This window comes from Psychromonas sp., assembly GCF_047632955.1.
Taxonomy (GTDB): domain Bacteria; phylum Pseudomonadota; class Gammaproteobacteria; order Enterobacterales; family Psychromonadaceae; genus Psychromonas.
Window position 1 is genome coordinate 1 of record NZ_JBLIED010000034.1, and the last position, 25330, is coordinate 25330.

Here is a 25330-nt window from a genome sequence, read left to right on the forward strand (position 1 = left end):
GCATTGATAACGATGATGTAATCGCCAGTATCAACATGTGGAGTGTATTCTGCTTTATGTTTACCACGTAAACGTAAAGCGATTTCAGTAGCCAAACGGCCTAAAGTTTTACCTTCAGCATCGACTACAAACCAGTCGCGTTTGACTTCAGCTGGTTTAGCAACAAAAGTTTTCATTAAGTTATACCCAAATTAATGATTTAAAAAAATATGATTGTCAATTTTGACAACCAAAAATGTATTTTGCCATTCGTATCCCTTCGAATACGTCAAGCGTAAACAGATCCACACAATAATCTTTGGGGAGGTGGATAACGTGGGCGACAGAATTGTACAGAAAAAGGATGCAGAGATCACCTTAATATTGAATTAATTAAGGTGATTTTTTGTAGTTAGTTTATTTATGCCCTGCGAATCGGCAGAAAACCCTTTAAGTTGATATTTTTTATTACTTATGTTCAACATGATGGGGTTGCATTAAATAGGTTTTGCTTTGCATCTCCGACAGGCGTGATATACAACGTTGGAACTCAAAATTAAGTTTATCCCCAACATAGAGCTCCATGATCTTTACTTCAGCTGAGATAATCACAGCCACATGGTGATCGTAGAATTCATCTATCATCGCAATAAAGCGTCTGGCGATATCATTATGTAAATCATTCATCTGCTTTATATTAGCGATAATAACAGTACGATATAAGATGGCTATTTCAATATAATCCAATACGCTTCTTGGTCCGTCACAAAGTGATTCAAACTCAATGCTTAAGGTATCAATACTATTGGCTATAGTGGGGATCAAGCGGTAATTAATTTCTACATTTTGTCCATAAACTTTATCCCCATCAGCAAAATTTTCAAAGGCATTTTTAATTTGCAGAGCGGCAGCACTGTTTAAAGGATAATGATAAATTTCACTGTTGATTAAACGGCCGGTTCGATAATCGCGCCCACCGTCTAAATTGAACACTTCACAATGGCTCTTAACTAAATCAATAACAGGTAAAAAACGGGCGCGTTGCAGACCATTTTTATAAAGATCATCGGGGTGAATATTGGAGGTTGCGACCAACACAATGCCCTGCTCAAACAATGCGGTTAACATACCGGCTAAAATCATTGCATCGGTTATATCATCAACGTAAAACTCATCAAAACAAAGCACATCGGTTTGCAGAGCAAATTTTTGCGCAATTTTAACTAAAGGATTCACCTGCCCCTGCAGTTCAGAAAGCTCTTTATGCACTCTTAACATGAAGTGATGAAAGTGCAGCCGTTGTTTGCGCTGGGTTGGTAAACTGTGGAAAAAAAGATCGACAAGATAGGTTTTACCACGGCCAACACCACCATAAAAATAGATGCCTTTAAATTGCTTTTTGCCGCTCTCGGGGCCGCCTACTTTTTTAATCAGACGCGACAAAAAACTGTTTTTTTTCTTTTCAACCGGCGGGGTTTGCAGCTCCAGGTACAAACGCTGCAGCTGCTGTATTGCAATTGCCTGTGCGGGATCTTCAAAGAAGTTATTTTTTTGTAAATCGGCATGGTATAAATTTAGGGGGGTCACGGGCACTCGCAATTTGTTCATGAAATTAATGACATACTATAGCAGTAAAGATAAGTCGGAAAAATTTGAATTTGTAGCCAATTCACACAAATAGATTAATCTCAGATATTTTAATCATGATTTTATACCAAGTGTATTAAGAATGTGATCTTGTATTGCGCAGGAAAAATCAACACTAGCAAGGCATGAGTTGCAGGAAGTAATTATTCTCCTTTCACAAAATCGTATGGAACGATTTTGAACAGCTTTAGCTGGCCACGAAGTGGTGAAGAACAGGACGTTCTGAATAAGACTCATCACGCAGATAGGGTTAATTTTAACCAGCAAGGCTGATCACTTATTTGATGTGTTTGGTATTATTGTTAATTCCTGTTTAAAACAGCTTAAATTTCAATTTCCCTAAAAATAATTTAAGTTTAGCGTAATCGAGACTATGATTTTTAGTAATAATTTTATAAAGGGAATCTACTGTGAGAAAGTTAATTGCTTATTTTATGATTAGTTACAGCTTACTCACTTTTAGTGCAGTAACAAATGCTGCTTTGCCGCTGACCATTGCCGGCAGTGACATTTTTAGTCTCGCCCCCCTGGTCGAAAAAGTCAGTCCGGCGGTGGTTGATATTTCGATTGTCGGTAATCAGTCAAATCAGAAACTTTTTCCCGACTTATTTAAATTTTTTAATGATGACGAACTTCCCTTTATGAATCAACCCTTTGTTGGCTTAGGTTCAGGGGTTATTATTGATGCTGCGCAGGGATATATCATTACCAACTTTCATGTTATTGAAGATGCAGATGAAATTAAGGTAACCCTAAAATCGGGACAAGAATTTAATGCGTTGCTGGTAGGTCAAGATAAACAGAGTGATATTGCCCTGTTACGGATCAGCAGCAATAAACCACTAACACAGATGGCGCTAGCCGACTCAGATCTATTACGGGTTGGTGACTTTGTAATAGCAATAGGTAATCCCTTTGGCCTTGGACAGACAGTCACTTCAGGTATAATTAGTGCGCTTGGACGAAGCGGCCTGAATTTTGAAAATTTAGAAAACTTCATTCAAACAGATGCAGCGATTAACAGCGGCAGCTCAGGCGGTGCGCTGGTTAACCTGAAAGGTGAGTTAATTGGTATTAATACCGCGCTGTTAGGTTCAAGTGGTGGGAATATTGGCATTGGATTCGCGATTCCGGCAAATATGATCAATAACTTAGTACAGCAGTTAATACAGTTTGGAGAAATCCGCAGAGGTGTTCTCGGCATCAAAGGAGGAGAATTGACTCATGAACTGACCAAAACCTTTGCCTTAGAATCGAAGCATGGCGCTTTTATTTATCAGGTAAATCCTAACTCTGCTGCGGAAGCCGCAGGACTGAACGCAGGTGATGTCATTGTTTCTTTAAATGGTCAAAGCATTATGTCATTTTCTGCTCTGCGCGCGAAAATTGGCAGTTTAAGTGTGGGGAAAAAAGTCGAATTGGGTATTATTCGTGATGGTAAAGCCCTCACCCTAAGCGCCACGCTTAAAGCCCTCGAACCGCAAAAAACAAAATTTACCCCGCAACCACTGCATCCCTCATTAGCGGGTGCGACATTAATTAACCCGGCGGGTGAAAATACAGGCGTATTGGTGGCTGAAGTTGAACAGAGCTCAATCGCTGAAAATTTTGGTTTTCAAAAGGGGGATTTAATTATTGCCGTTAATCGAAAACGTATTCAGAACCTCTCCGAACTAACTGAGTTTATTAACGGCTCGCCCAAAATACTTGCGTTTAATATAGTGCGTGATAATAGAAAATTATATTTAATATTAAATTAACCCGCCAAAAAAAATGCAATAAATTACCCTCAAATAAAAAAAAACAGAAATTAATTGATTCAAAATCATATTTTATCGAAAAAATTCTGTAAAATGCGCTATTCAAATACAGATATTGATAAACACGTTTTTATCTCTATTTAAAAAGTTACAATTAATAAACACAATCACTATCGGAGAATAACGGTGAGAAAAACTAAAATAGTTTGTACTATTGGTCCAAAATCTGAATCAAAAGAAATGTTAGGTAAATTAGTCGACAATGGCATGAACGTAATGCGTCTTAATTTTTCGCACGGTGATTTCGAAGAGCACGGCGCACGTATTATTAAATTACGCGAAATCTGTCAGGAAACAGGCAAAAACGTTGCTATCTTATTAGATACTAAAGGTCCTGAAATTCGCACGGTTAAACTTGCCAATGGTGATGATGTATTACTCACTGCCGGTCAAGAATTTACACTTAGTACGGATCAAAGAATCGTTGGTGATAAGACTATCGTCGCGGTAACTTACGAAGGCTTAACAAAAGATCTTTCAGTCGGTAACACAGTATTACTTGATGACGGATTAATTGAACTAACCGTTAAACGTATTACTGATACTGAAGTTATCTGTGATGTAATGAATACCGGTGAACTTGGCGAAAACAAAGGTGTTAACCTTCCTGGTGTTAAAGTTCAACTGCCCGCTATTTCTTCTAAAGATAAAGGTGATTTAGTATTCGGCTGTGAACAAAATGTTGATTTCATCGCTGCATCATTTATTCGTAAGAAAGAAGACGTTTTAGAAATCCGTGAATTTTTAAAAGCACACGGTGGTGATGACATTCGTATCATCTCTAAAATCGAAAACCAAGAAGGTGTTGATAACTTTGATGAAATCCTAGCGGTTTCCGATGCAATCATGGTTGCTCGTGGTGACTTAGGTGTAGAAATTGCTGTTGAAGAAGTAATATTTGCACAAAAAATGATGATTGAAAAAGCCAATGCTGCACGTAAACCTGTTATTACTGCAACACAAATGCTTGATTCAATGATCAAAAACCCACGTCCAACACGTGCAGAAGCGGGTGATGTTGCCAATGCTATCCTGGATGGTACTGATGCAGTCATGCTTTCTGGTGAAAGTGCTAAAGGTAAATACCCTGCAGAAGCTGTTGCTATTATGGCAACTATCTGTGCGCGTACCGATAAGATAATGCCTACAAGAGCTGATGTAAAAGAAACTAAATTACGCATCACTGAAGCGGTATGTAGCGGCGCAGTTAAAAACGCTGAACAACTTGGTGCTAAATTAATCATAGTAGCAACGGGTGCCGGCAAGTCTGCACGCTCTTTACGTAAATACTTCCCAAGAACTAAAATTCTGGCGTTAACCAGTAATCCGAAAACAGCGCAGCAACTTGCTTTGACTAAAGGTGTTTCAGCAAAAGTTGTTGAAGCTCAAAATTCAATGGAAGAGTTCTACCAACTTGGTATGGACATGAGCAAAGAGCTTGGCCTTGTTGTTGCTGGCGATAAAGTAATTATCGTAGCTGGTGCACTTGTGGCTTCTGGTACTACAAATACCTCTTCTGTACACGTTATTGCTTAATCAATAACTGCTCAGAATATTTAAGCATCACCTTTGGTGGTGCTTTTTTTTTACCGATTTCTCAATAACATACAATAAACCCCCTTCTCTCTCCTATTTTGTATATAATCTTGGTGGTAACTTTCACTTATCGGCCTGGTTAACAAAATGAACTTTAAAACACGCGTCCTATATTTTTTAAAACCCATTTTTTGGGGTATTATTATTGCGACATTGATCATTTATGGAACACGTTTAGGAACAGCTTTTACATCGCTTTTAAGCAATGATAAAGTCGCAAGTTATAGCGAATCCGTAAAAAAAGCATCTCCCGCAGTGGTTAATATTTATTCTCAACAGTACGTGGACTCTACTTTCAACAACAATAAACAACAGTTGCAACCAACAGGGTTAGGCTCCGGTATTATTGTTGACAAAAAAGGTTACATTTTAACCAACTACCATGTTATTGAACAGGCCGATCAGATACTCATCGCTTTGCAGGATGGCCGTCTCTTTACCGCTACGGTGGTCGGGAGTGATGCCATAACCGATTTGGCGGTACTGCAGATTAAAGGTAAGAACTTACCGGTGATCCCTCAGAACAGTCAATATAACCCTCAAGTTGGCGATATAGTACTGGCTATTGGTAATCCCTATAATCTGGGGCAAACTATCACCCAGGGTGTTATCAGTGCAACCGGTCGAAATGGTATGAGTTCTTCTGGCCGCCAAGATTTTCTGCAGACAGATGCTGCCATTAACGCAGGAAACTCCGGAGGTGCATTAATTAATAGCCGAGGTGAGTTAGTCGGTATCAATACCTCAGAGTTTTACAGCCGTAATCAAAATATGAGTTATGGTATTAGTTTTGCTGTCCCCTATCAGCTTTCGCAACGGATCATGCGCAGCCTGATTAAAGATGGTCGTGTTATTCGTGGTTCATTAGGCATAGTGGCTGAAAATTTGGATCCTCTTCTAGCACGTCTTTGGGGCTTAAAAGCACAAAACAGCACTATCATAAAAGAGGTCCAAGAAGGTGGACCTGCCAGCCTCGCAGGGGTTGAAGTCAATGATATTTTGCTAAAAATCAATGACACGGCTGTTGAAAACTTAATTTTTGCGATGGATATGGTGGCAGAAATCCCGCCAGGGACAAAAGCTGTTTTAACCGTATTACGTAAAGGAGAGGAAATGGATATCGACGTCATTATTGGCGAACTAAATAATGCCCCTCAAAATGACAACAGCACTCGAAAAGAAATTAATCCTTAATAAAACAAAAAAAGGGAAGCATTAAGCTTCCCTTTTTTCATTTACCGCATTTAATAAAATTAATTTTCAATACGCTTAATGGTTGCACCAAGTGCAATCAACTTATTTTCTATTGCTTCATAACCCCGGTCAATGTGGTAAATCTCATCAACAATTGTTTCACCCTCGGCGATTAAGCCCGCAATCACTAAACTTGCCGATGCGCGTAAATCTGTCGCCATCACCTCGGCTCCGCACAACTGGTCAGGATCACCACAAATAGCAAGATTACCCTCTAATATAATATTTGCACCCATCCGTTGTAATTCAGGCACATGCATAAAACGATTCTCGAAAATATTTTCTTTGATCCGTCCCGTACCGGGAGCAACCGTATTTAACACCGTAAATTGGGCTTGCATATCCGTTGGGAATGCAGGATGCGGCGCCGTTGAGATATTCACTGATTTTAATTGACGACCAGTCATATCAACCTCAATCCAATCACTGCCCGTTGTCACTAAGGCACCCGCTTCTTCCAATTTAGACAGTACAGCCGTTAATAATTGCGGATTTGTCTTAAGACACTTAACTTTACCGCCGCTTACAACACCTGCCACTAAAAAAGTACCGGTCTCAATGCGATCCGGCTGCACCTGATAGCTGCAATCACCTAAAGATTCAACACCTTCAATGGTTAAAGTGTCCGTTCCGGCGCCTGAAATTTTGCCGCCCATACCATTAATAAAGTTAGCCAGATCAACAATTTCAGGTTCTTTTGCTGCATTTTCGATGGTTGTAACACCTTCCGCAAGTGCCGCTGCCATCATTAGATTACCGGTGCCGGTAACGCTGACCATATCCATGTACAGGTGAGCACCTTTTAAACGCCCGTTAACACGCGCTTTAATAAAGCCATTCTCAACCTTAATAATCGCGCCCATCTGTTCTAAACCATGGATATGCAGGTTAACCGGGCGAGCGCCAATAGCACAGCCCCCGGGTAAAGAGATATCGGCTTCACCAAAACGTGCCACTAAAGGACCTAAGGCCAAAATAGACGCACGCATGCTGCGTACTAACTCATAAGAAGCGGTATAATTTTTCACCAATGAAGCGTTAATATGCACTTCATGTCCATCTTGAGATGCTTCTGCACCTAATTCTTTTAAAAGCTCAAGCGTGGTCGAGATATCTTTTAACAGCGGGACGTTAGTTAAATTCACATCACCTTTTGATAACAAACTCGCAAATAGAATTGGTAATGCGGCATTTTTGGCGCCGGAGATTGTCACTTCTCCTTTTAATTGGCAACCACCTTGAATTAAAAACTGACCCATTAAATTGTCCTTATCTCTTTTAAATAAAATGTTTTTGTTTTTGCCACTCATCGGGTGTTAAGGCTTTAATACTGAGAGCATGAATGGCATTACTTGCTATTTCTTCAGTTAGCGGCCCATAAATGGCTTGTTGTTTTTTTACTCGACTCATATCTGCAAATATGCTGCCGACGGCAATTACTTGAAAAGTGCCATTTTCACCTTTGACTATGCATTCATCAAGCTCTAGTGCTTGTTCTAATTTTTCTTTTATTATTTCAGTATTCATTGAATAACTCGCTACTTGAAGAGAAAACTCACCCCATATAAACCCGCTAAGATTAATATCTTATCAGACACGCCATCAAAGCAGAGATTTGGAATCCTGGTCTTAATTTGTACCAAATATGCAATACCGGCTGAGTCTATGTTTGTAAGGTGCTGTAAATCTATTTTTTTTGTATTTTCATAGGTTTTAATATTCGGAAATTTTTTCGCAGACAACTCACTCAGCAGCAAGTTGCCCTCCAGTCTTATTATCCCGTCATTGGTGTCTTTAGTCACGAGGAAAACTCGCTATTTTTCTTTTTCAGCAACTCAATAACATGATCAATACCATTTCTTTGAATAAGCTCACCTATCTCTGATTGTTTGGTATTTAACATGCTGATCCCCTCTGCGATGACATCAAAAACTTTCCATTCGTCGGATTTCTGATTTTTACGCAGTTTAAAACTCAATTGCACTGTTTTATTATTTTTATCCTGAACTCTCACCGGAATGGTCACTATATTCGCATCTTTAAAGTTAGTATTACCTGATATTTTTATCTCCTGCTGATCATATTTGAATAAAATATTGCTGTAGGAGTTGACCAGATAGAGGCGGAATACATCAACAAACTCATTACGCTGCTCAATAGTGGTCTTTCTTAAATGCGCTCCTAATACTTTGTAAGCGGCATACTTATAATCAAAATAAGGAATTAATTCCTCTTCAATGACCACTTGTATATAGTCCGGATCGGCTTGCAAACGGGCTTGCTCAGCAGTAATTCGAGCAAATGTATTGGTTGAAACAGATTCAATAACCTTATTCGGGTTACTCATATCTATCTCATTGCTAAATGCAACACTAGAAAAAACCAGTGTCATTATAATTAATAAATAACGCATTAATCCCCCTTATTCATTGAATAGATAAATTGACCAATTAAGTCTTCAAGAACGATAGCAGATTTAGTGTCCTCAAAACGTTCCCCGTCTTTTAACATATTTATACCCTCGTCAATAAAACCGGGTCGCAGGCCGATATATTGCTCACCTAATAAACCGGAGGTTAAAATCGAAACAGAAGAGGTTTCTGGATAATAACCCTGACTTTCAAACATAGTCATACGTACAACCGGTATATAACTTTCTTTATTTAAACTGATACTTTCAACTCTGCCAACAACAACACCACCGAGTTTCACCGGCGATCTTACTTTTAAGCCACCGACATTTGAGAAATTGGCATACAGAGTATAACCGCGACCTTCCCCCTTAAAGGAAAGACCGGCAACATTAAAAGCTAATATTGCCAATGATAGCATTGCGCCAATGACAAAAATGCCAACCCATAATTCTGTTTTTTTCTGAGACATATTTATTTCCACTTTTTATATGCCGGATTAGATTCCGAACATAAACACCGTTAATATAAAGGCCATTGCCTGCACTAAGAATGATCAAACTGCCACTTTTTATGTGACCAATTAGATTCCAAACATAAACACCGTTAATATAAAGGCCATTGCCTGCACTAAGAATGATCAAACTACCACTTTTTATATGATGAATGATATTCCAAACATAAACACCGTTAATATAAAGGCCATTGCCTGCACTAAGAATGATCAAACTACCACTTTTTATGTGACCAATTAGATTCCAAACATAAACACCGTTAATATAAAATCCATTGCCAGCACTAATAATGATGAAACTACCACTGTTTGTGTTGTTGAGCGACTAATACCGAGCGCGTTTGGCATCACATGATAACCGTTATAAAGTGCCACCCAGGTAATCATTACACCAAAAATAACACTCTTAATCACGCCATTCATAACATCAGGCAAGTACTCAACACTGCCCTGCATCACAGACCAGTAGGCACCACCATCGACCCCCATCCAGATGACACCGATTAAATATCCCCCCCAGATAGCCACGACATTAAAGATCACAGTCAGCAACGGCAGAGTGACAATACCGGCAAGAAAACGCGGCGCTATCACACGTTTAAGCGGAGATACGGCCATCATTTCCATACTGGCAATTTGCTCAGTGCTTTGCATTAAACCGATTTCAGCGGTAAGCGCAGAGCCTGCCCGACCGGCAAAAAGTAAGGCCGTCACAACGGGCCCTAACTCTCTTAATAACGATAAAGCCACCATACTGCCTAAACTTTCCTCGGCGGCATAATCAACCAGAACATTATAACCCTGCAAGCTTAAGACCATGCCGATAAACAAACCAGCCGTTACTATAATAGGTAAAGATAAAATACCCAGTTGAAATATCTGTCCAATAAACAGACGAAACAATTTAGGGTGCGGCATGCCGAACATGGTATGAAACAGCATCAGGCAGGACTTACCCGTTGTTTTTATAAAATATAAAGATAAACGCCCAACGGCGCCAACAAAATCTAACATTATCGACTTACCTTTTGTAAATCAGATTGAAAATCTTCACTTTTGAAATGAAAAGGGACAGGCCCTTCACTGCGGCCAAGCAAAAACTGTTGTAATAATTCATTTTCAGTTTGTGCAAGTATCGACTCCACAGAGCCCTGCGCAATAATTCTTTCATCCGCTAATACATAAACATTATCGGCAATAGATAATACCTCTTTAACATCATGGGTCACAATAATTGAGGTCAACCCTAATGTTTCATTCAACTGTTTAATTAATTTCAGCAACACATTCATTGAGATAGGATCTTGCCCGCTAAACGGTTCGTCATACATAATCAGTTCAGGATCAAGTGCGATCGCCCGAGCCAATGCCACACGGCGGGCCATACCACCGGATAATTGCTGCGGCATTAAATCTCGTGCGCCCCTTAACCCTACGGCTTCAAGCTTCATTAAAACTAATATTTCGAGCAACGATTCATCGAGTTGATTATGCTCGCGTAAAGGAAATGCAACATTTTCAAAAACAGAAAGATCGTTAAATAATGCGCCACTTTGAAATAACATCCCCATTTTTTTACGTGCTTGATAAAGTTCAGCCGTTGAACAGTTATGCAGCGCGCTTTGGTTAAAAAGTATTTCGCCACTATCGACGGATAACTGACCGCCGATAAGTTTTAATAGGGTGGTTTTTCCTATCCCGCTGGGGCCTAATATCGCAGTGATTTTACCGCGCTCAAACTCAAAGCATAAATTATCAAATAATAATCTATCACTTCGAGAGAAGCATAGATTTTTTATTTTTAGGTGACACGGGGTTTTCATAAATAGTTACGCTCTTTATATAAACACAGATCGACAGTGTAAAGTGATGAAATTTTTTATACAAATATTTATATTAAAACTTATCTGAAATAGAAAGTTGGAAAGTGCTGCGTCTGTAACTTCCTGCATTCACAATGACACCAAGTTCGTAAGTTAACACATTGATCTAGAATAACTTATTTACTCATTGACTGCGCATTCTAAAAGTAATGCGATATAATATCCCCGCCTTTCTAGTATAAATAGTGTTTAAAGGTTACCGAGCATTAGAGCATATTTTTTGGTAACACTTTATTTTTAAAAAAATACGGGTAACAATGCACCTTTAACGGGTAAACCGCTTAGATATTCTAAAAGTCGCTTAACCGCTGGTTTGGGTATTACTGATAGCTTATTTGTTGCAATAATAACGGTTAACATAAGCGAGGCTCTTAGGCTAATAATCATTGCTCGCGTTAATGCATCCATTTTGTTATTTTGTTTACTGTTTTGTCAGTCATCACTAACAATAGTAATAGATAATTATTAATTAACTGAGAATTTTAATGTTCACAACACCTTATGGTAAAATTAGTGTCGATAATTACCACCGCGCCACAAAAATAAAATTACTTATTTGCGACGTTGATGGTGTCTTTTCCGATGGTAGAATTTATTTAGGCAATCAAGGCGAAGAGTTAAAAGCTTTTCATACTAAAGATGGATTCGGAATCAAAGCTATTCTAAAAATGGGCATTAATGTCGCGATCATCACCGGGCGTCAATCGGTCATTGTTGAAAACAGAATGCAGGCTCTGGGAGTCCCTTTTATATTTCAGGGCAAAGAAGATAAATTAAGCGTTTATCAATCTTTATTAACGCAGCTCAGTTTAACAGCTGAAGAGGTTGCTTATATTGGTGATGACGTGGTTGATCTGCCGGTTATCGAAGATTGCGGTTTAGGCATCGCGGTACAGGATGCCCACCCTCTTGTATTACAAGGGGCTAATCTTATCACTCAAATAAAAGGTGGCTATGGTGCGGTGCGCGAAGTCTGTGATCTCTTTTTGCAGTGCAATAATCAACTGTATATTACCCAGGGCAAAAGTGAATAAATGAATAAGCGCCAGAGTATTCCCTTTGTTTTATTATTAGCTACCTTTCTTATTTGGTTGTTTTTTAAACAGGACACTGTATTACCTTCATTGCCGGTCCATCACCCCAGTTATATTGCGACCGACATTAATAGTACGCACTTTAATAAAAGTGGTTTTTTAGACCATGAAATATTTGCAGAACAAGCCACCAACTTTAATGAAGATGAGTTGACTAACTTTAAAAAACCTAAAGTGATTGTTTATATCTATAATGAGCAAACGGACTCCAACACAATTTGGCAAATGACCAGCGAGAATGGTGCGCTTTATCAGCAAGACAAATTAGTGCTGTCGAATAATGTATTAGTCAAAAATCTCAGTTTAGATCAGCTTGTACAAACCATAAAAACCGAAGAACTTACTCTTTTTCTAGATAAAAAAGAGCTCAGCAGTGACTTATTGGTGACCTGGGAAGGCCCGCAAATTCACCAGCAGGGTGTTGGCATGTGGGCTTCTCTGATTACCGAAGAAGTCATCATAAAAGATCAAATAAAAGCGGTATATCTCAATGAAAATAAATAAATCAAGCTTAATCCTCAGTACACTGCTTGTCTCTTTTGCAACTGTTGCGCTGGAGTCTGACTTCGCTCAGCCGATTCACGTGAGCTCTGTTAGTCAGCACGTGACGATGCAAAACAACAGGGTTGTATTTAAAGATGACGTATTATTAACCCAAGGCAGCATTAAATTAACCGCTGACAAATTGACCGTTATTCGCGGAGAAAAAGCGAATCAAGAGATCATGATAGCAGAAGGTAAAGTTGCCACTTTTTACCAGATTCAGGAAGACGGCAAACCCATAGATGCAGAGGCAAATACGATTCGTTACGATGTCGACAAAGCCGAAATAACCCTCACTGGTAATGCTCAGGTTAAGCAACTTAATAGTCAAATAAATGGCTCTAAAATCATTTATCTTATGGAGAAAGAAGAACTAACCGTGAGTAACGACGGTAAAGAGACACGGGTAACAACGGTTTTTTTACCCGCTCAGTTTGATAAAAAAAATACTGAAGATAATACCTCTGAAAAAGAAGAATAAAAATGGCAGAGTTAATCGCGCAAGGTTTAGTAAAAAGTTATAAAGGCCGGACCGTCGTAAACGGCGTCGGTTTAACGGTAAAAACAGGTGAAATCGTCGGTTTACTAGGACCAAATGGGGCTGGTAAAACAACCTCTTTTTACATGGTGGTAGGACTCGTAAAACAGGATGCAGGTACGATCTGCATTGACGGCGAAGATATTTCCCATCATCCTATGCATATCAGGGCTCAAAAGGGGATTGGCTACCTTCCTCAGGAAGCGTCCATCTTTCGCCGTTTAACTGTCACCGAAAATATTATGGGTATTTTGCAAACGCGTAAAGAGTTAACGACTGCCCAGCGTCAAGAAAAGCTCAATACATTACTTGAAGAGTTTCATATTACCCATATTCGCAATAACAAAGGGATGAGCCTTTCCGGCGGGGAACGACGCCGGGTTGAAATAGCGCGCGCACTGGCAACCGAGCCTAAATTTATTCTCTTAGATGAGCCTTTTGCCGGCGTAGATCCTATTTCAGTCATTGATATTAAAACTATCATCCAACACTTAAGGGATCGCGGCTTGGGTGTATTGATAACCGATCACAATGTACGGGAAACATTAGATGTCTGCCAGCACTCCTACATCGTCAGTCACGGTGAAATTATTGCCGTTGGTAATCAAGATGAGATATTAGCCAATGCCCAGGTAAAACAGGTCTATCTCGGCGAAGCATTCAAATTATAAAGGGTTATACTCAAATTATTTGAAGGTATGTTTTCAAGCAATTCGGATATATAAGAAATTGTTTTTTTAAAACAATTTACCGCATTAATTATTGCTCCACAATTTATATAACCAGCAAGGTTCAGAGGGGAATGTTTTGATGAAACAAGGTTTGCATTTAAAGATGGGGCAGCAGCTTGCAATGACTCCGCAATTGCAGCATGCAATCAAATTGCTACAACTATCTACACTGGATTTACAGCAGGAAATTCAGAATGTGCTCGACTCAAACCCGCTATTAGAACAAGAAGATAACAACGGTACGCAGGAAGTCACCGCCAAGCCGGATAGCAGCCAGATTGATACATCTGAAGCAATAACCCAGCAAGAGTTCTCTAATGACTTACCCGCTGAAAATAATTGGGAAGACTCTAATTATCAAAATTCAAACAGTTCCCCAACTTCTTCCACTTCTTCTTCCTCTTCAGGTTATGAAGGCGAAGACAGTATTTATCAGGGCGAATCTTCAACCTCTTTACAGGATCATTTGATTTGGCAAATGCAACTGACCCCGTTTTCAGATACCGATCTGATGATCGCCGAAGCCCTCATCGACTCGATAGATGAGTCTGGTTATTTAACCACCAGTTGTGAATCAATTTTGGAAAGTCTAATCACTGAAGTTGATGATCTTGAATTAGATGAAGTACTGGTTGTCCTAAAACGCATTCAACATTTTGATCCGATCGGTGTTGCAGCACGTTCAACTCAGGAGTGTTTACAAATCCAGCTGCGACATTTGCCGGAACAGACACAATGGCGCGCTGAAGCTTTAACAATACTTGAAAATCACATGGATTTACTGGGTAACCGCGATTACCGTACTCTGGCAAGAAAAAGTAAATTAAAAGAGCCTGAATTAGCAGAAGTATTACATTTGATCCAGACACTGGAGCCGCGGCCGGGCAACCAGATAGAAAATAGCCAGCCACAATATATTGTGCCTGATGTTTATGTTAAAAAAATTGCCGGTCAATGGCGCGTATCGCTCCATCCTGATTCAGATGCCAAGCTTTCAATAAACCAAACATATGCAAATTTATGTAAAGGTAATATTAGTAAATCTGATTCTCAGTTTATTAAAGGTCATTTACAGGAAGCAAGATGGTTTATAAAAAGTCTGGAAAGCCGTAACGAAACCTTATTAAAAGTCTCTAACTGTATTGTGCGCCAGCAACAAGCCTTTTTCGAATACGGGGAAGAGGCAATGAAACCGATGGTGCTTAATGATGTGGCATTAGAGGTAGAGATGCATGAATCGACCATCTCACGGGTCACCACACAAAAATTCATGCATACCTCAAGAGGTATTTTTGAGTTGAAGTTTTTCTTTTCCAGCCATGTTGCAACAGAAAGTGGTGGAGAATGCTCTTCAACGGCGATTAAGGCATTAATCAAAAAATTAATCTCTGAAGAGCTCTGCAACAAGCCTTTAAGTGATAATAAAATAGCGCTGTTACTTGAACAGCAGGGTATTAAAGTTGCGCGCCGAACAATCACAAAATATCGGGAATTATTGGGAATTTCATCATCAAGCCAACGAAAAATGTTACTCTGATTTTATAAAAGTTAAAAAATACAGATTTGTTGATGATCATTCACAGCGCAAATGCTAACATCGCGCAAATTTTTGCAATAGCCAATATTAATTATGAATATTTCAAGCTTATTAAATAAAGAATCTGTTTTTGCCCGAACTGCTTGCACAAGCAAAAAATGCGCTTTAGAAAAAATTAGCCATATTGCCGGTGAAAAATTAAATATTGATCCACAAATATTATTTAATCAATTAATTGCGCGGGAAAAGATCGGTTCTACGGGTGTAGGAGCCGGCATTGCGATTCCACACGTAAAAATAGATAGCGCTTTACCCGCTACCGCTGTTTTTATGCAATGTGAATCAGCGATAGATTATGATTCATATGACGGTAATAAAGTTGATATACTCTTCGCAATCTTTGTCCCGGAAGATCGTTGTACACAGTATTTGTCTGCTCTTTCTGAAATCAGTCAAAAACTATTGGATAAACAATTTTTACGTCAACTGAGAAATGCGCAAAATAACGAAATGTTATGTTTGTTGCTAGAAGTTAAATAATTGCATAGTTGCAGTATTTGTCTGCTCTTTTCGAAATCAGTCAAACACTATTTAACGTCTACTAAGAAATGCACAAAACACTGAAATATTATGGAAAGGTTATGTCTGTTGCCAGAAGTTAAATAATTGCATAGTTGCAGTATTTGTCTGCTCTTTTCGAAATCAGTCAAACACTATTTAACGTCTACTAAGAAATGCACAAAACACTGAAATATTATGGAAAGGTTATGTCTGTTGCCAGAAGTTAAATAATTGCATAGTTGCAGTATTTGTCTGCTCTTTTCGAAATCAGTCAAACACTATTTAACGTCTACTAAAAAATGCACAAAACACTGAAATATTATGGAAAGGTTATGTCTGTTGCCAGAAGTTAAATAATTATAGGGGGTACAATGAAATTAATCGTCATTAGCGGCCGCTCCGGATCAGGAAAAACCATTGCACTTCATGTACTTGAAGATTTAGGTTATAACTGCATTGATGGCGTGCCATTCCAACTGCTTGAGCAATTAATCGACAGTGTAGACCCTAAAAATAATAAAGTTGCGATTAGTTTAGATATTCGTAATTTACCTACCGACGCCAGTAAAATCCAAACGCTGCTGTCGGCGTTACAGAAAAAAGTTGAGGTGGAAATTATCTACCTTGATGCCATTAGTTCTGAATTGATTCGCCGCTACAGTGAAACAAGGCGTTTACACCCCTTATCTAAAAACAAACTGTCTTTATCTCAAGCGCTTGAATTAGAAAACGAACTGTTACAGCCGATTCACAAAAGGGCGGCACTGTCGATCGATACCACGACCCTTTCCATCCATAATTTAAATGAACGTCTTAAAATTCATTTACAGGGATCGACTAAAAGTAATTTATTGCTGATATTTCAATCTTTTGGCTTTAAAGATATGCACCCCGATGATGCTGATTATATTTTTGATGTGCGTTTTTTACCCAACCCGCATTGGGAGCCCGCTTTAAAAAAATACACGGGTAAAGATCAACCTGTAAAAGTCTTTCTCAATGCTCACACTGTGGTAAAGCAAACGATTAACCAAATTGAAAACCTTTTCCATTCCTGGTTGCCGTATCTTGAAGAAAACAACCGTAATTATGTGACCATCGCCATCGGCTGTACGGGCGGCAAACACCGTTCTGTCTATGTAGCAGAACAGCTTGCAGCTCAGTTTAGACAAAACTACCAGGTTCAAATTGAGCATAAAGGTTTAAAGGAACAGCAGCCATAATGAGTACCCTCACACAAACTATTACTATCCAAAATAAATTAGGTTTGCATGCACGAGCCACTATCAAACTTGTTGAGTTAGTTGAGTCTTTTGATGCTACTATCATCATCAAACATCAAGGCAAACAAGCCGATGCCAGTAGCGTCCTGGGCTTGTTAGTACTAGAGACTTGTTATGGTCAGGAAATTGAAATATTAGCAGAAGGCAGTGAAGCGGAGCAGGCTATGCTTGCTGTTACCGGGCTGATAGAAAATAAGTTTTTAGAAGAAGAATAATAATATAAGGTCATGTAATGCTGGAAAATAGTGACGCTCAAAATGCCCAAGAAAGATTGCATGAAATAGATAAAGCCCTCGAAAGCGGTATGTTCGTCTTAGCGCGCAGTATTCTTGACAAAATGCACGCCTGTGATGTGGCTTTAGTGCTTGAATCATCTCCCCCTACCAAGCGTAAAATATTATGGAGTTTGACCGATCATGACGAACAGGGTGAAATACTCGACGAATTAAATGAAGATGCAAGGGACAGCATCATTGCATTAATGGATGCGACTAATATTGTCTCTGCTACGGAAGGCATGGATATTGATGATCTTGCATCAATTTTACGTAGTATTCCGGATAGTCTGTATCAAGAAGTATTGGATAATATGGATGCGCAGGATAGACACCGCGTAGAGCAAGCACTTTCCTATCCTGAAGATACCGCCGGTTCAATGATGAATACCGACACTATCACACTGCGAGCCGATGTATCCGTTGATGTGGTGTTGCGCTATTTACGCCTTAAAGGTGAATTGCCGGACGCAACAGACACACTCTACGTGGTTAATATAGACGATCAATTAATTGGAGATGTTCCCCTATCCACCTTATTAACCGTTGATCCTTCTCTTTCTATAGAGCAGGTTATGAACAATAAAACGGAAATGCTGGAAGTAGAAATGGATGACGGTGAAATTGCCAAGTTATTTGAACGCCATGATTTGATTTCAGCGCCCGTTGTAGATGCCAATAGACATCTTTTAGGACGTATTACCATTGATGATGTGGTTGATATTATCCGCGAAGAAGCGGAGCACACAATGATGGGTATGGCGGGCATGGATGATGATGAGGATACCTACGCCCCTGTTCTCTCAAGCGCTAAACGACGCACGGTTTGGCTGGCTTTGAATCTTGTGGCTGCCTTTATTGCAGCCTCCGTATCAAATATGTTTGAAGCCACTCTGGAGCAGATGGCAACTCTGGCTGTTTTAATGACAATAGTCCCGAGTATGGGCGGGATTGCAGGAAATCAAACACTCGCATTGGTTATTCGCGGACTGGCCGTTGGTCATATAGGCAAAACAAATGCCCGCTGGTTAATTGGTAAAGAAGCCGCAATAGGTTTAATTAACGGTATGATTTGGGCGACCTTAGTCGCGACTGCGGTAACACTCTGGAAGGGCGATATTACCGTGGGTTACATCATTGCCGGGGCGATGTTTATAAATTTATCGGTAGCAGGCATTGCCGGAGTTACCATTCCGCTGATTATGCATAAATATAAAATTGACCCCGCTCTTGCCGGCGGAATGGCACTAACGACCCTGACCGATGTAATTGGTCTATTTTCGTTCCTGGGTATGGCAACCTTAGTATTAAAAGTCTGAATTTATTGGCTTTGTAAAAATTCTAACCATGATTCAATGAGCTTGATAAAATCCTCGAATCCACAGGATGCTTCAATTTCCAGGTCATAAAAGGATAAGTCACCTTCCAAATCAATCTCATCTAAATCATTTAACAAACTATGATTGATGACTTGAACTTCATCGTTATTCATTAGCAGCGAGAATTCGCTGCCGACTAATTTAAAGTCAGTCACGGCACGCTTTTGTATAGCTAATATATGAGTTAACAACTCTTCGACCCAGGCTATAGACTGCCCTTCCTGCCCTAACCAGGTGCCAAAAGCTTCATGATCCATCGACAATTTGACGCTTGCCTTTTCACTAAAATAATCTTTTCTAAATTCAAATTCCATACTCTATTTTAAACCTATAGATGATACTCAATTAATAATGACAAAAAAAAAGCTCCAACGTTACCGTAGGAGCCTTTAATACAATAACAACTAATATTAATTGTTAACCGCAACCTTAGGTTTAACAAAAGCGGTTAATACATCAGTTGGCACAAGCTCATAGGCGGCTTGTGGTTTTAAAATAACATTAGCTTTATTAGCAACCATTAATATCTGCTTTAAACGCTGACTTTCGAATGGTTTAAGCAACAAACCCTGGACGTCTAACAAGCTATTTAAACCTAACAATTCGCGTTGAACATCAAAATGTGAGGTTAATATACTGATATCAGCAGCAGCAGAAGTTTTTCCGGTACGGATATCTTTAATTAACTCGATCCCCATATTGTCGATAAGTAATGAATCCACAATAATCAAATCAAAATCTTGCAGAGCAACAGAACGCTCCGCATCAAGGCTGGTTGCAACACACTCTACATAAGACACTTGCAGATTGTTTAATAGCTCAATTAACTGATTTCGCTCCGGAGTTTCGCTTTCGACAACCAATACTTTCATATTTTTAACCGAATTAGCATCCCCTTCAGCCCTTGCCATAGGAGCAACCTGATTTTGAGGAAGGCCAATACCATCCATACGTGCAATATAACCACGCTTCGGAATAGTCGAAATATTTAAACCATGCAGGACTAGTGTCCCGATGCTTTTACGCAATTGTGAGATATGCTGATTAATTGTATGATCCGTGACTAATCGTCCCCAAACATGTTGGGCTAGATCTTCCCGAGTCACCACTTTATTAACATTTTTGCATAAAAAATGTAAAAGGGAGGTACGTAAAGGACCAAGATAAACCTTTCGGTTTGTATGGATTAAACTGTTCTGACTTGTGTCGATAAGAAACTCACCAACAACTAAATTTTTTTCTAACATAGCAATACTCGTTCTCTTTATTGAATTTAGGGTTCACACCAACCTATTAGGGTTCACACCAACCTTTCTTCATCCGATCAGTAAAGCCTATGCGCAGGGTAGTTGAAGATGATAGCAAATGAAAATAAAAAAACAACTTTTATTTGTACTACTAATAACATTAAAAAATATTTTGAGTAATTATACACACCTTATTCGCTCTGTCATACGCACTATAATTATTATAAATTAAAAATAAAATAAAGACTTACATAAAAAAGCCCCTGAACTAATAAGCAGCAGAGAGGCTTTAATTTAGTTATAAAAAATATAACAGTTAGCCGACTTTCACCGGAATAATGCTATTTGCCTTATCCATATAACTTTTTATTTGATCAAAGTTTAGATAACGGTAAGTCTCTGCTGCTGTCGCATTCAAGGTCTTAGCGTACTTCATATATTCCTCAACCGTTGGTAGTTTGCCTTCTATAGCCGCCACTGCCGCAAGCTCAGCTGAACTCAGGTAGACATTAGCGCCATTACCTAAACGGTTAGGAAAGTTACGTGTTGAAGTTGATACCACGGTGGTCTTATCACCCACTCGCGCTTGATTACCCATACAAAGAGAACAACCCGGCATTTCAGTTCGCGCCCCCACTTTACCAAATATGCTGTAATAACCTTCATCGGAAAGTTGTGCAGCATCCATTTTGGTTGGTGGAGCAATCCATAATTTAGTTGGTAATTGACCCGGGAATTTTTCCAGTAAATTACCTGCGGCACGGAAATGACCAATATTTGTCATGCAAGAACCAATAAATACTTCGTCAATGGATTGTCCAGCGACCTCGGACAGTAACTTCACGTCATCGGGATCGTTTGGACAGGCTAAGATAGGCTCTTTAATATCGTTCAGATTAATTTCGATAATAGCGAAGTATTCAGCATCAGCATCCGCTTCCATTAACTCAGGCTTTGCAATCCAGGCTTGCATCTCTTCAATACGACGGGAAATAGTACGCACATCACCGTAACCTTCGGCGATCATCCACTTAAGCATCACAATATTGGAGTTTAAGTATTCAATAATTGGTTCTTTATCAAGCTTAATTGAACAGCCCGCAGCACTTCGTTCTGCCGAGGCATCTGATAACTCAAATGCTTGCTCAACTTTAAGTTTTGGTAAGCCTTCAATTTCTAAGGTTCGTCCGGAGAACACATTTACCTTACCTGCTTTGGCAACGGTTAAGTGACCTTCTTTTATTGCCTGATGAGGAATGGCATTAACCAGATCACGCAGCGTGATCCCCGGTTGCATTTCACCTTTAAAACGTACCAAAACAGATTCTGGCATATCTAACGGCATAACACCGGTGGCTGCAGCAAAAGCAACGAGGCCAGAACCTGCAGGGAAAGAGATACCGATTGGGAAGCGGGTATGAGAATCACCGCCTGTTCCTACCGTATCCGGTAATAACATACGGTTTAACCAGGAGTGGATAATACCGTCACCAGGGCGCAGGGAAACACCACCGCGATTCATGATAAATTCAGGCAAAGTATGATGAGTGATAACATCGATGGGTTTAGGGTAAGCGCCCGTATGACAGAATGATTGCATCACCAAATCAGCCGAGAAACCTAAACAGGCGAGATCTTTGAGCTCATCACGTGTCATTGGCCCGGTTGTATCCTGCGAGCCAACACTGGTCATTTTAGGCTCACAGTATTGACCTGCACGTACGCCATCAGTACCACATGCTTTACCGACCATTTTTTGTGCCAGTGTATAACCTTTGGTGGAAGCTTTAAGCTCAACGGGTAATTGGAAAACAGTTGATGTCTCAAGTCCTAAGGATTTACGTGCACGTTCGGTTAAACCACGACCGATAATAAGCGGAATTCGTCCACCGGCACGTACTTCATCAAGAATAATATTCGTTTTTAATTGAAATTTAGTGATTATTTCACCGGTGGCATTATTTTTAACCACCCCTTGATGCGGATAGATATCAATCACATCACCGCTATTGAATCCACTAACGTCCATCTCAATAGGCAATGCCCCTGAATCTTCCATCGTATTAAAGAAAATCGGTGCTATTTTATTGCCGATACACACGCCGCCGGCACGTTTATTGGGTACAAACGGGACATCGTTACCCATAAACCATAAAACAGAATTTGTTGCAGATTTACGCGAAGAGCCTGTACCGACTACATCACCTACATAGACTAACGGGTAACCTTTCTCTTTCAGAGCATCAATCTGTTTGATCGGTCCAACCACACCTTCCTGGTCAGCAACAATGCCTTCTCGTGAGATTTTCAACATCGCTAATGCATGTAATGGAATATCGGGACGAGACCAGGCATCAGGTGCTGGAGACAAATCATCGGTATTGGTTTCGCCGGTCACTTTAAATACGCTCATGGTAATTTTTTCTGCAACTGCCGGTTTTTTTAAAAACCACTGTGCATCGGCCCATGCCTGTATTATTTCCTGTGCAAAAAGATTACCCGCTTTGGCTTTTTCTTCAACATCATAGAAAGCATCAAACATCAATAAGGTATGAGAAAGTGCGGTGACGGCAAGCGGCGCAAGCTTTTCATTATCAAGTTGGCTGATCAAAGGTTGGATATTGTAACCACCCTGCATCGTACCCAACAGCTTAACAGCATGCTCAGGTGAAATAATTGGCGAAGTGGTTTCAGCAGATGCAATAGCAGATAAAAAGCCGGCTTTAACATAGGCTGCTTCATCAACACCTGGAGGAATACGGTTTTCTAAAAGATCAACCAAAAAGGCTTCTTCGCCCTGTGGTGGGTTTTTTAACAATTCAACTAATGCTGCAGTTTGTTCAGCATTCAAAGGTTGTGGGACAATACCTTGTTCGGCACGTTCAGCGATATGTTTACGATAAGCTTCTAGCACAATAGTAACCTCTTGTTGCAGCGAAAGGATTCGCGTTATTGGAATCGTTTGATATAAGTTTGATATGAAAATTTGCCCAAAAAGTATAACGCATCAGAAGAGCAAATAATATAAAACCCACAAGCGAGTTTGCAGTAAGTTACAGAAATGTTAACACAACCCTTAATATTAATATGCATTTTACAGTAAACAGGCTGAAAGCTGCGCGCCATACCACTCAAAGAGCTCTGCAAAACTCGTATACAGATACCCTTCTCCCAATATTTTGTTTCCATACATATAGATGAGATTGATTTTAACCTGCAAAAATCAATAGAAAATGCGGAGGATTGAGTGCAGTAAAATGGACGCATTAAATAATTATTGGCTGATACCTGATCACCAGTTTGCATCGGGATCAGCCTTTTATGATACTGTGGCGCGAACATTAAGCCATTAATGAGGCCATTCTAGGCTTGCCTTTGTAAAGCCTTAATCCTTTTTTCAAGCGGCGGATGACTCATCAGCAACTCAGAAAAAGCTTGTTTACCACTGATACCGAAGGCGACTAACTTACCATCAAGCTGACTTTCAACCTGATCACCTTGTAAACGTCTTAAGGCATTGATCATTTTTTCTCTGCCGGCTAAATGCGCGCCACCTGCATCGGCACGAAATTCGCGGTAACGGGAAAACCACATCACTATAACGCTGGCCAGAATACCGAATACAATTTGAAAGGCCATGACCGTCATAAAGTAGACAAACTGGTTGTCACTGCCCCTGCTTACCGCCCTTGCAACTATCCGCGCAAAGAAAAATACAAAGGTATTCATTACCCCCTGTAGCAGGGTCATAGTGACCATATCACCGTTAGCGATATGACTCATCTCATGCCCGAGCACCGCTTCTGCTTCATCGGCAGTCATATTGGCTAACAAACCGCTGCTCACCGCCACTAAGGCATTGTTTTTATTCATACCTGTTGCAAAGGCGTTGATTTCAGGGGAGTTATAGATGGCAACTTCCGGCATTCCAACCCCGGCCTTTTGCGCCTGTCTTTTAACCGTATTGACTAACCAATGCTCCTGAGCGTTATTTGGCTGCTCGATCACATAAGCACCGACGCTGCGTTTTGCAATCCACTTGGATATCGCCAGGGAAATAAAAGAGCCGCCCAGACCAAATACAGCAGAAATAAATAACAGTTCTCCTGTCCCATCGAGGTGAATACCCAGTAATGGCAATAGCACATTTAGAACAATGCCGAGGACAATAAGTATGGCAAAGTTGGTTGCCATAAACAGTAAAATACGTTTCATAAATTCTCCCGGTCACATTTTAACAACAGATATATCAAAGCGTAGATCGCTTAACTATTTAGAGCAATCCACAATATTTGCAAATATTATTCAAACCCAAGAAAAATAATGCTTCTATCGCCTAATCTAAATCTGGGGCTGCTGATTTTTTCTGTCCACTGAATAACTATTAGTACATTATCCGCGGACAATGCTGCTATCAAAAATATCATCAATAAGCGCTTCAATAGCCTGGTCATGATCGTTAGCATGTGCGTAGGTCCGTAGCCCCATTATCTGAATTTGCAGATATCGAGCCAGATAGTTTGGATCTTTAGATACACTTATCTCCCCCTGCTCAATCGCTTCTTTGAAGGTTGCCGCGAATGCGCTTTCTATCAGACGCAGTAATCGTTTAGCTTCTGACAACAGTTCGGCATTTTCAATGGTCAGTTCAGCAACTGATTTAACCAGCATGCACATACCATTAGGTGCCGAAGAGTCTCTTAGAGTATTTTTAACAAGCATTCGCAGTGCTTCAAGGGGTGATGAAGATGCTTTTTTACAGGCTGACAAACGACATAAACTAACTTGCGCGTAGTGTTGCAGGACTTCTTTAAAGAGGTTTTCTTTATTTCCAAAGGTCGCGTATATACTGCCTGGGCGCAGATCAACCACATCCTGAAGGTTGCGCATGGATGTGCCGTGAAAACCCTTTTTCCAATATAGCCGGGTGGCTTTTTCGACAACATCCGCACGATTAAATTTGGCTGATTTACTCATCACGATACTCCTTAAATAAAGCCATCAACAGACGTTTAATATCAAGCTATTTATAAAAATA

Annotated in this window: 25 protein-coding genes; 12 read left to right on the top strand and 13 right to left on the bottom strand. The window is 39.9% G+C overall.

Annotated features, from left to right (window positions below):
- Both ACJAZP_RS15700 and zapE read right to left on the bottom strand, forming a co-directional pair.
- Positions 1 to 176, bottom strand: a 176-nt coding sequence (locus ACJAZP_RS15700; RefSeq protein WP_415231720.1) for an uL13 family ribosomal protein, incomplete at its 3' end; no start/stop codon positions are given.
- Positions 177 to 447: 271 nt separating this feature from the next.
- Positions 448 to 1566, bottom strand: coding sequence for a cell division protein ZapE (gene zapE, locus ACJAZP_RS15705; RefSeq protein WP_415231721.1), 1119 nt, complete (start codon positions 1564 to 1566; stop codon positions 448 to 450).
- Positions 1567 to 2060: 494 nt separating this feature from the next.
- On the opposite strand from zapE, the gene ACJAZP_RS15710 reads away from it, so the two are divergent.
- The 3 genes from ACJAZP_RS15710 (at position 2061) to degS (ending at position 6236) form a co-directional block, all read left to right on the top strand.
- Entirely contained in the window at positions 2061 to 3386 is a 1326-nt protein-coding gene (locus tag ACJAZP_RS15710; RefSeq protein ID WP_415231722.1) for a Do family serine endopeptidase, read from the top strand.
- Positions 3387 to 3572: 186 nt separating this feature from the next.
- Entirely contained in the window at positions 3573 to 4982 is a 1410-nt protein-coding gene (gene pykF / locus ACJAZP_RS15715; protein WP_415231688.1) for a pyruvate kinase PykF, read from the top strand.
- A 147-nt stretch (positions 4983 to 5129) separates the two neighbouring features.
- Positions 5130 to 6236 carry an outer membrane-stress sensor serine endopeptidase DegS gene (gene degS / locus ACJAZP_RS15720; RefSeq protein WP_415231689.1) on the top strand — a complete coding sequence of 369 codons (1107 nt, stop codon included), beginning with the start codon at positions 5130 to 5132 and terminating at the stop codon, positions 6234 to 6236.
- A gap of 59 nt (positions 6237 to 6295) precedes the next feature.
- On the opposite strand, the gene murA is transcribed toward degS, so the two are convergent.
- From murA to ACJAZP_RS15750, 6 genes are all read right to left on the bottom strand, one after another.
- Positions 6296 to 7555, bottom strand: a complete 1260-nt coding sequence (gene murA, locus ACJAZP_RS15725; RefSeq protein ID WP_415231690.1) for a UDP-N-acetylglucosamine 1-carboxyvinyltransferase — start codon at positions 7553 to 7555, stop codon at positions 6296 to 6298.
- A 19-nt stretch (positions 7556 to 7574) separates the two neighbouring features.
- Positions 7575 to 7823: a BolA family protein gene (locus ACJAZP_RS15730; protein ID WP_415231691.1), complete on the bottom strand. Its 249-nt coding sequence runs from the start codon at positions 7821 to 7823 to the stop codon at positions 7575 to 7577.
- Positions 7824 to 8094: 271 nt separating this feature from the next.
- A complete protein-coding gene (locus ACJAZP_RS15735; protein ID WP_415231692.1) occupies positions 8095 to 8709 on the bottom strand; it encodes an MlaC/ttg2D family ABC transporter substrate-binding protein in 615 nt (204 codons plus the stop codon).
- Positions 8709 to 9179, bottom strand: a complete 471-nt coding sequence (gene mlaD / locus ACJAZP_RS15740; protein ID WP_415231693.1) for an outer membrane lipid asymmetry maintenance protein MlaD — start codon at positions 9177 to 9179, stop codon at positions 8709 to 8711. The genes ACJAZP_RS15735 and mlaD overlap by 1 nt, the downstream gene beginning before the upstream one ends.
- Positions 9180 to 9458: 279 nt before the next feature.
- Positions 9459 to 10235 (bottom strand): lipid asymmetry maintenance ABC transporter permease subunit MlaE, encoded by a 777-nt coding sequence (gene mlaE, locus ACJAZP_RS15745; protein ID WP_415231694.1) that lies wholly within the window; start codon positions 10233 to 10235, stop codon positions 9459 to 9461.
- Positions 10235 to 11044: an ATP-binding cassette domain-containing protein gene (locus ACJAZP_RS15750; protein ID WP_415231695.1), complete on the bottom strand. Its 810-nt coding sequence runs from the start codon at positions 11042 to 11044 to the stop codon at positions 10235 to 10237. Before ACJAZP_RS15750 ends, mlaE begins: the two co-directional genes overlap by 1 nt.
- 545 nt (positions 11045 to 11589) lie before the next feature.
- On the opposite strand from ACJAZP_RS15750, the gene kdsC reads away from it, so the two are divergent.
- The 9 genes from kdsC (at position 11590) to mgtE (ending at position 18985) form a co-directional block, all read left to right on the top strand.
- Complete coding sequence (gene kdsC / locus ACJAZP_RS15755) at positions 11590 to 12138, top strand: 3-deoxy-manno-octulosonate-8-phosphatase KdsC (protein ID WP_415231696.1); 549 nt, start codon at positions 11590 to 11592, stop codon at positions 12136 to 12138.
- Positions 12139 to 12702, top strand: coding sequence for an LPS export ABC transporter periplasmic protein LptC (lptC, locus tag ACJAZP_RS15760; RefSeq protein WP_415231697.1), 564 nt, complete (start codon positions 12139 to 12141; stop codon positions 12700 to 12702).
- Positions 12689 to 13222, top strand: a complete 534-nt coding sequence (lptA, locus tag ACJAZP_RS15765) for a lipopolysaccharide transport periplasmic protein LptA (protein WP_415231698.1) — start codon at positions 12689 to 12691, stop codon at positions 13220 to 13222. Before lptC ends, lptA begins: the two co-directional genes overlap by 14 nt.
- 2 nt (positions 13223 to 13224) lie before the next feature.
- Complete coding sequence (gene lptB / locus ACJAZP_RS15770) at positions 13225 to 13950, top strand: LPS export ABC transporter ATP-binding protein (protein WP_415231699.1); 726 nt, start codon at positions 13225 to 13227, stop codon at positions 13948 to 13950.
- A gap of 139 nt (positions 13951 to 14089) precedes the next feature.
- Complete coding sequence (locus tag ACJAZP_RS15775) at positions 14090 to 15547, top strand: RNA polymerase factor sigma-54 (RefSeq protein WP_415231700.1); 1458 nt, start codon at positions 14090 to 14092, stop codon at positions 15545 to 15547.
- Positions 15548 to 15640: 93 nt separating this feature from the next.
- Entirely contained in the window at positions 15641 to 16087 is a 447-nt protein-coding gene (locus tag ACJAZP_RS15780) for a PTS sugar transporter subunit IIA (protein ID WP_415231701.1), read from the top strand.
- Between the two features lie 392 nt (positions 16088 to 16479).
- On the top strand, positions 16480 to 17331 hold the full coding sequence (rapZ, locus tag ACJAZP_RS15785) for an RNase adapter RapZ (RefSeq protein ID WP_415231702.1): 852 nt from the start codon (positions 16480 to 16482) through the stop codon (positions 17329 to 17331).
- The gene (locus ACJAZP_RS15790) at positions 17331 to 17606 is read left to right on the top strand and encodes an HPr family phosphocarrier protein (RefSeq protein ID WP_415231703.1); all 276 of its coding nucleotides are present in this window, start codon (positions 17331 to 17333) and stop codon (positions 17604 to 17606) included. The genes rapZ and ACJAZP_RS15790 overlap by 1 nt, the downstream gene beginning before the upstream one ends.
- A gap of 17 nt (positions 17607 to 17623) precedes the next feature.
- Positions 17624 to 18985, top strand: a complete 1362-nt coding sequence (mgtE, locus tag ACJAZP_RS15795) for a magnesium transporter (protein WP_415231704.1) — start codon at positions 17624 to 17626, stop codon at positions 18983 to 18985.
- 2 nt (positions 18986 to 18987) lie between these two features.
- Here the strand turns inward: mgtE and ACJAZP_RS15800 are convergent, their stop codons facing one another.
- The 5 genes from ACJAZP_RS15800 to ACJAZP_RS15820 all read right to left on the bottom strand — a co-directional run bounded on the left by ACJAZP_RS15800 (position 18988) and on the right by ACJAZP_RS15820 (position 25269).
- Entirely contained in the window at positions 18988 to 19359 is a 372-nt protein-coding gene (locus ACJAZP_RS15800; RefSeq protein ID WP_415231705.1) for a YacL family protein, read from the bottom strand.
- A gap of 96 nt (positions 19360 to 19455) precedes the next feature.
- Positions 19456 to 20292 (bottom strand): winged helix-turn-helix domain-containing protein, encoded by an 837-nt coding sequence (locus tag ACJAZP_RS15805; RefSeq protein ID WP_415231706.1) that lies wholly within the window; start codon positions 20290 to 20292, stop codon positions 19456 to 19458.
- A gap of 316 nt (positions 20293 to 20608) precedes the next feature.
- Positions 20609 to 23206, bottom strand: a complete 2598-nt coding sequence (acnB, locus tag ACJAZP_RS15810; protein ID WP_415231707.1) for a bifunctional aconitate hydratase 2/2-methylisocitrate dehydratase — start codon at positions 23204 to 23206, stop codon at positions 20609 to 20611.
- A 449-nt stretch (positions 23207 to 23655) separates the two neighbouring features.
- Entirely contained in the window at positions 23656 to 24507 is an 852-nt protein-coding gene (htpX, locus tag ACJAZP_RS15815) for a protease HtpX (protein WP_415231708.1), read from the bottom strand.
- Positions 24508 to 24684: 177 nt separating this feature from the next.
- A complete protein-coding gene (locus tag ACJAZP_RS15820; protein ID WP_415231709.1) occupies positions 24685 to 25269 on the bottom strand; it encodes a TetR/AcrR family transcriptional regulator in 585 nt (194 codons plus the stop codon).
- Positions 25270 to 25330: the final 61 nt, after the last annotated feature.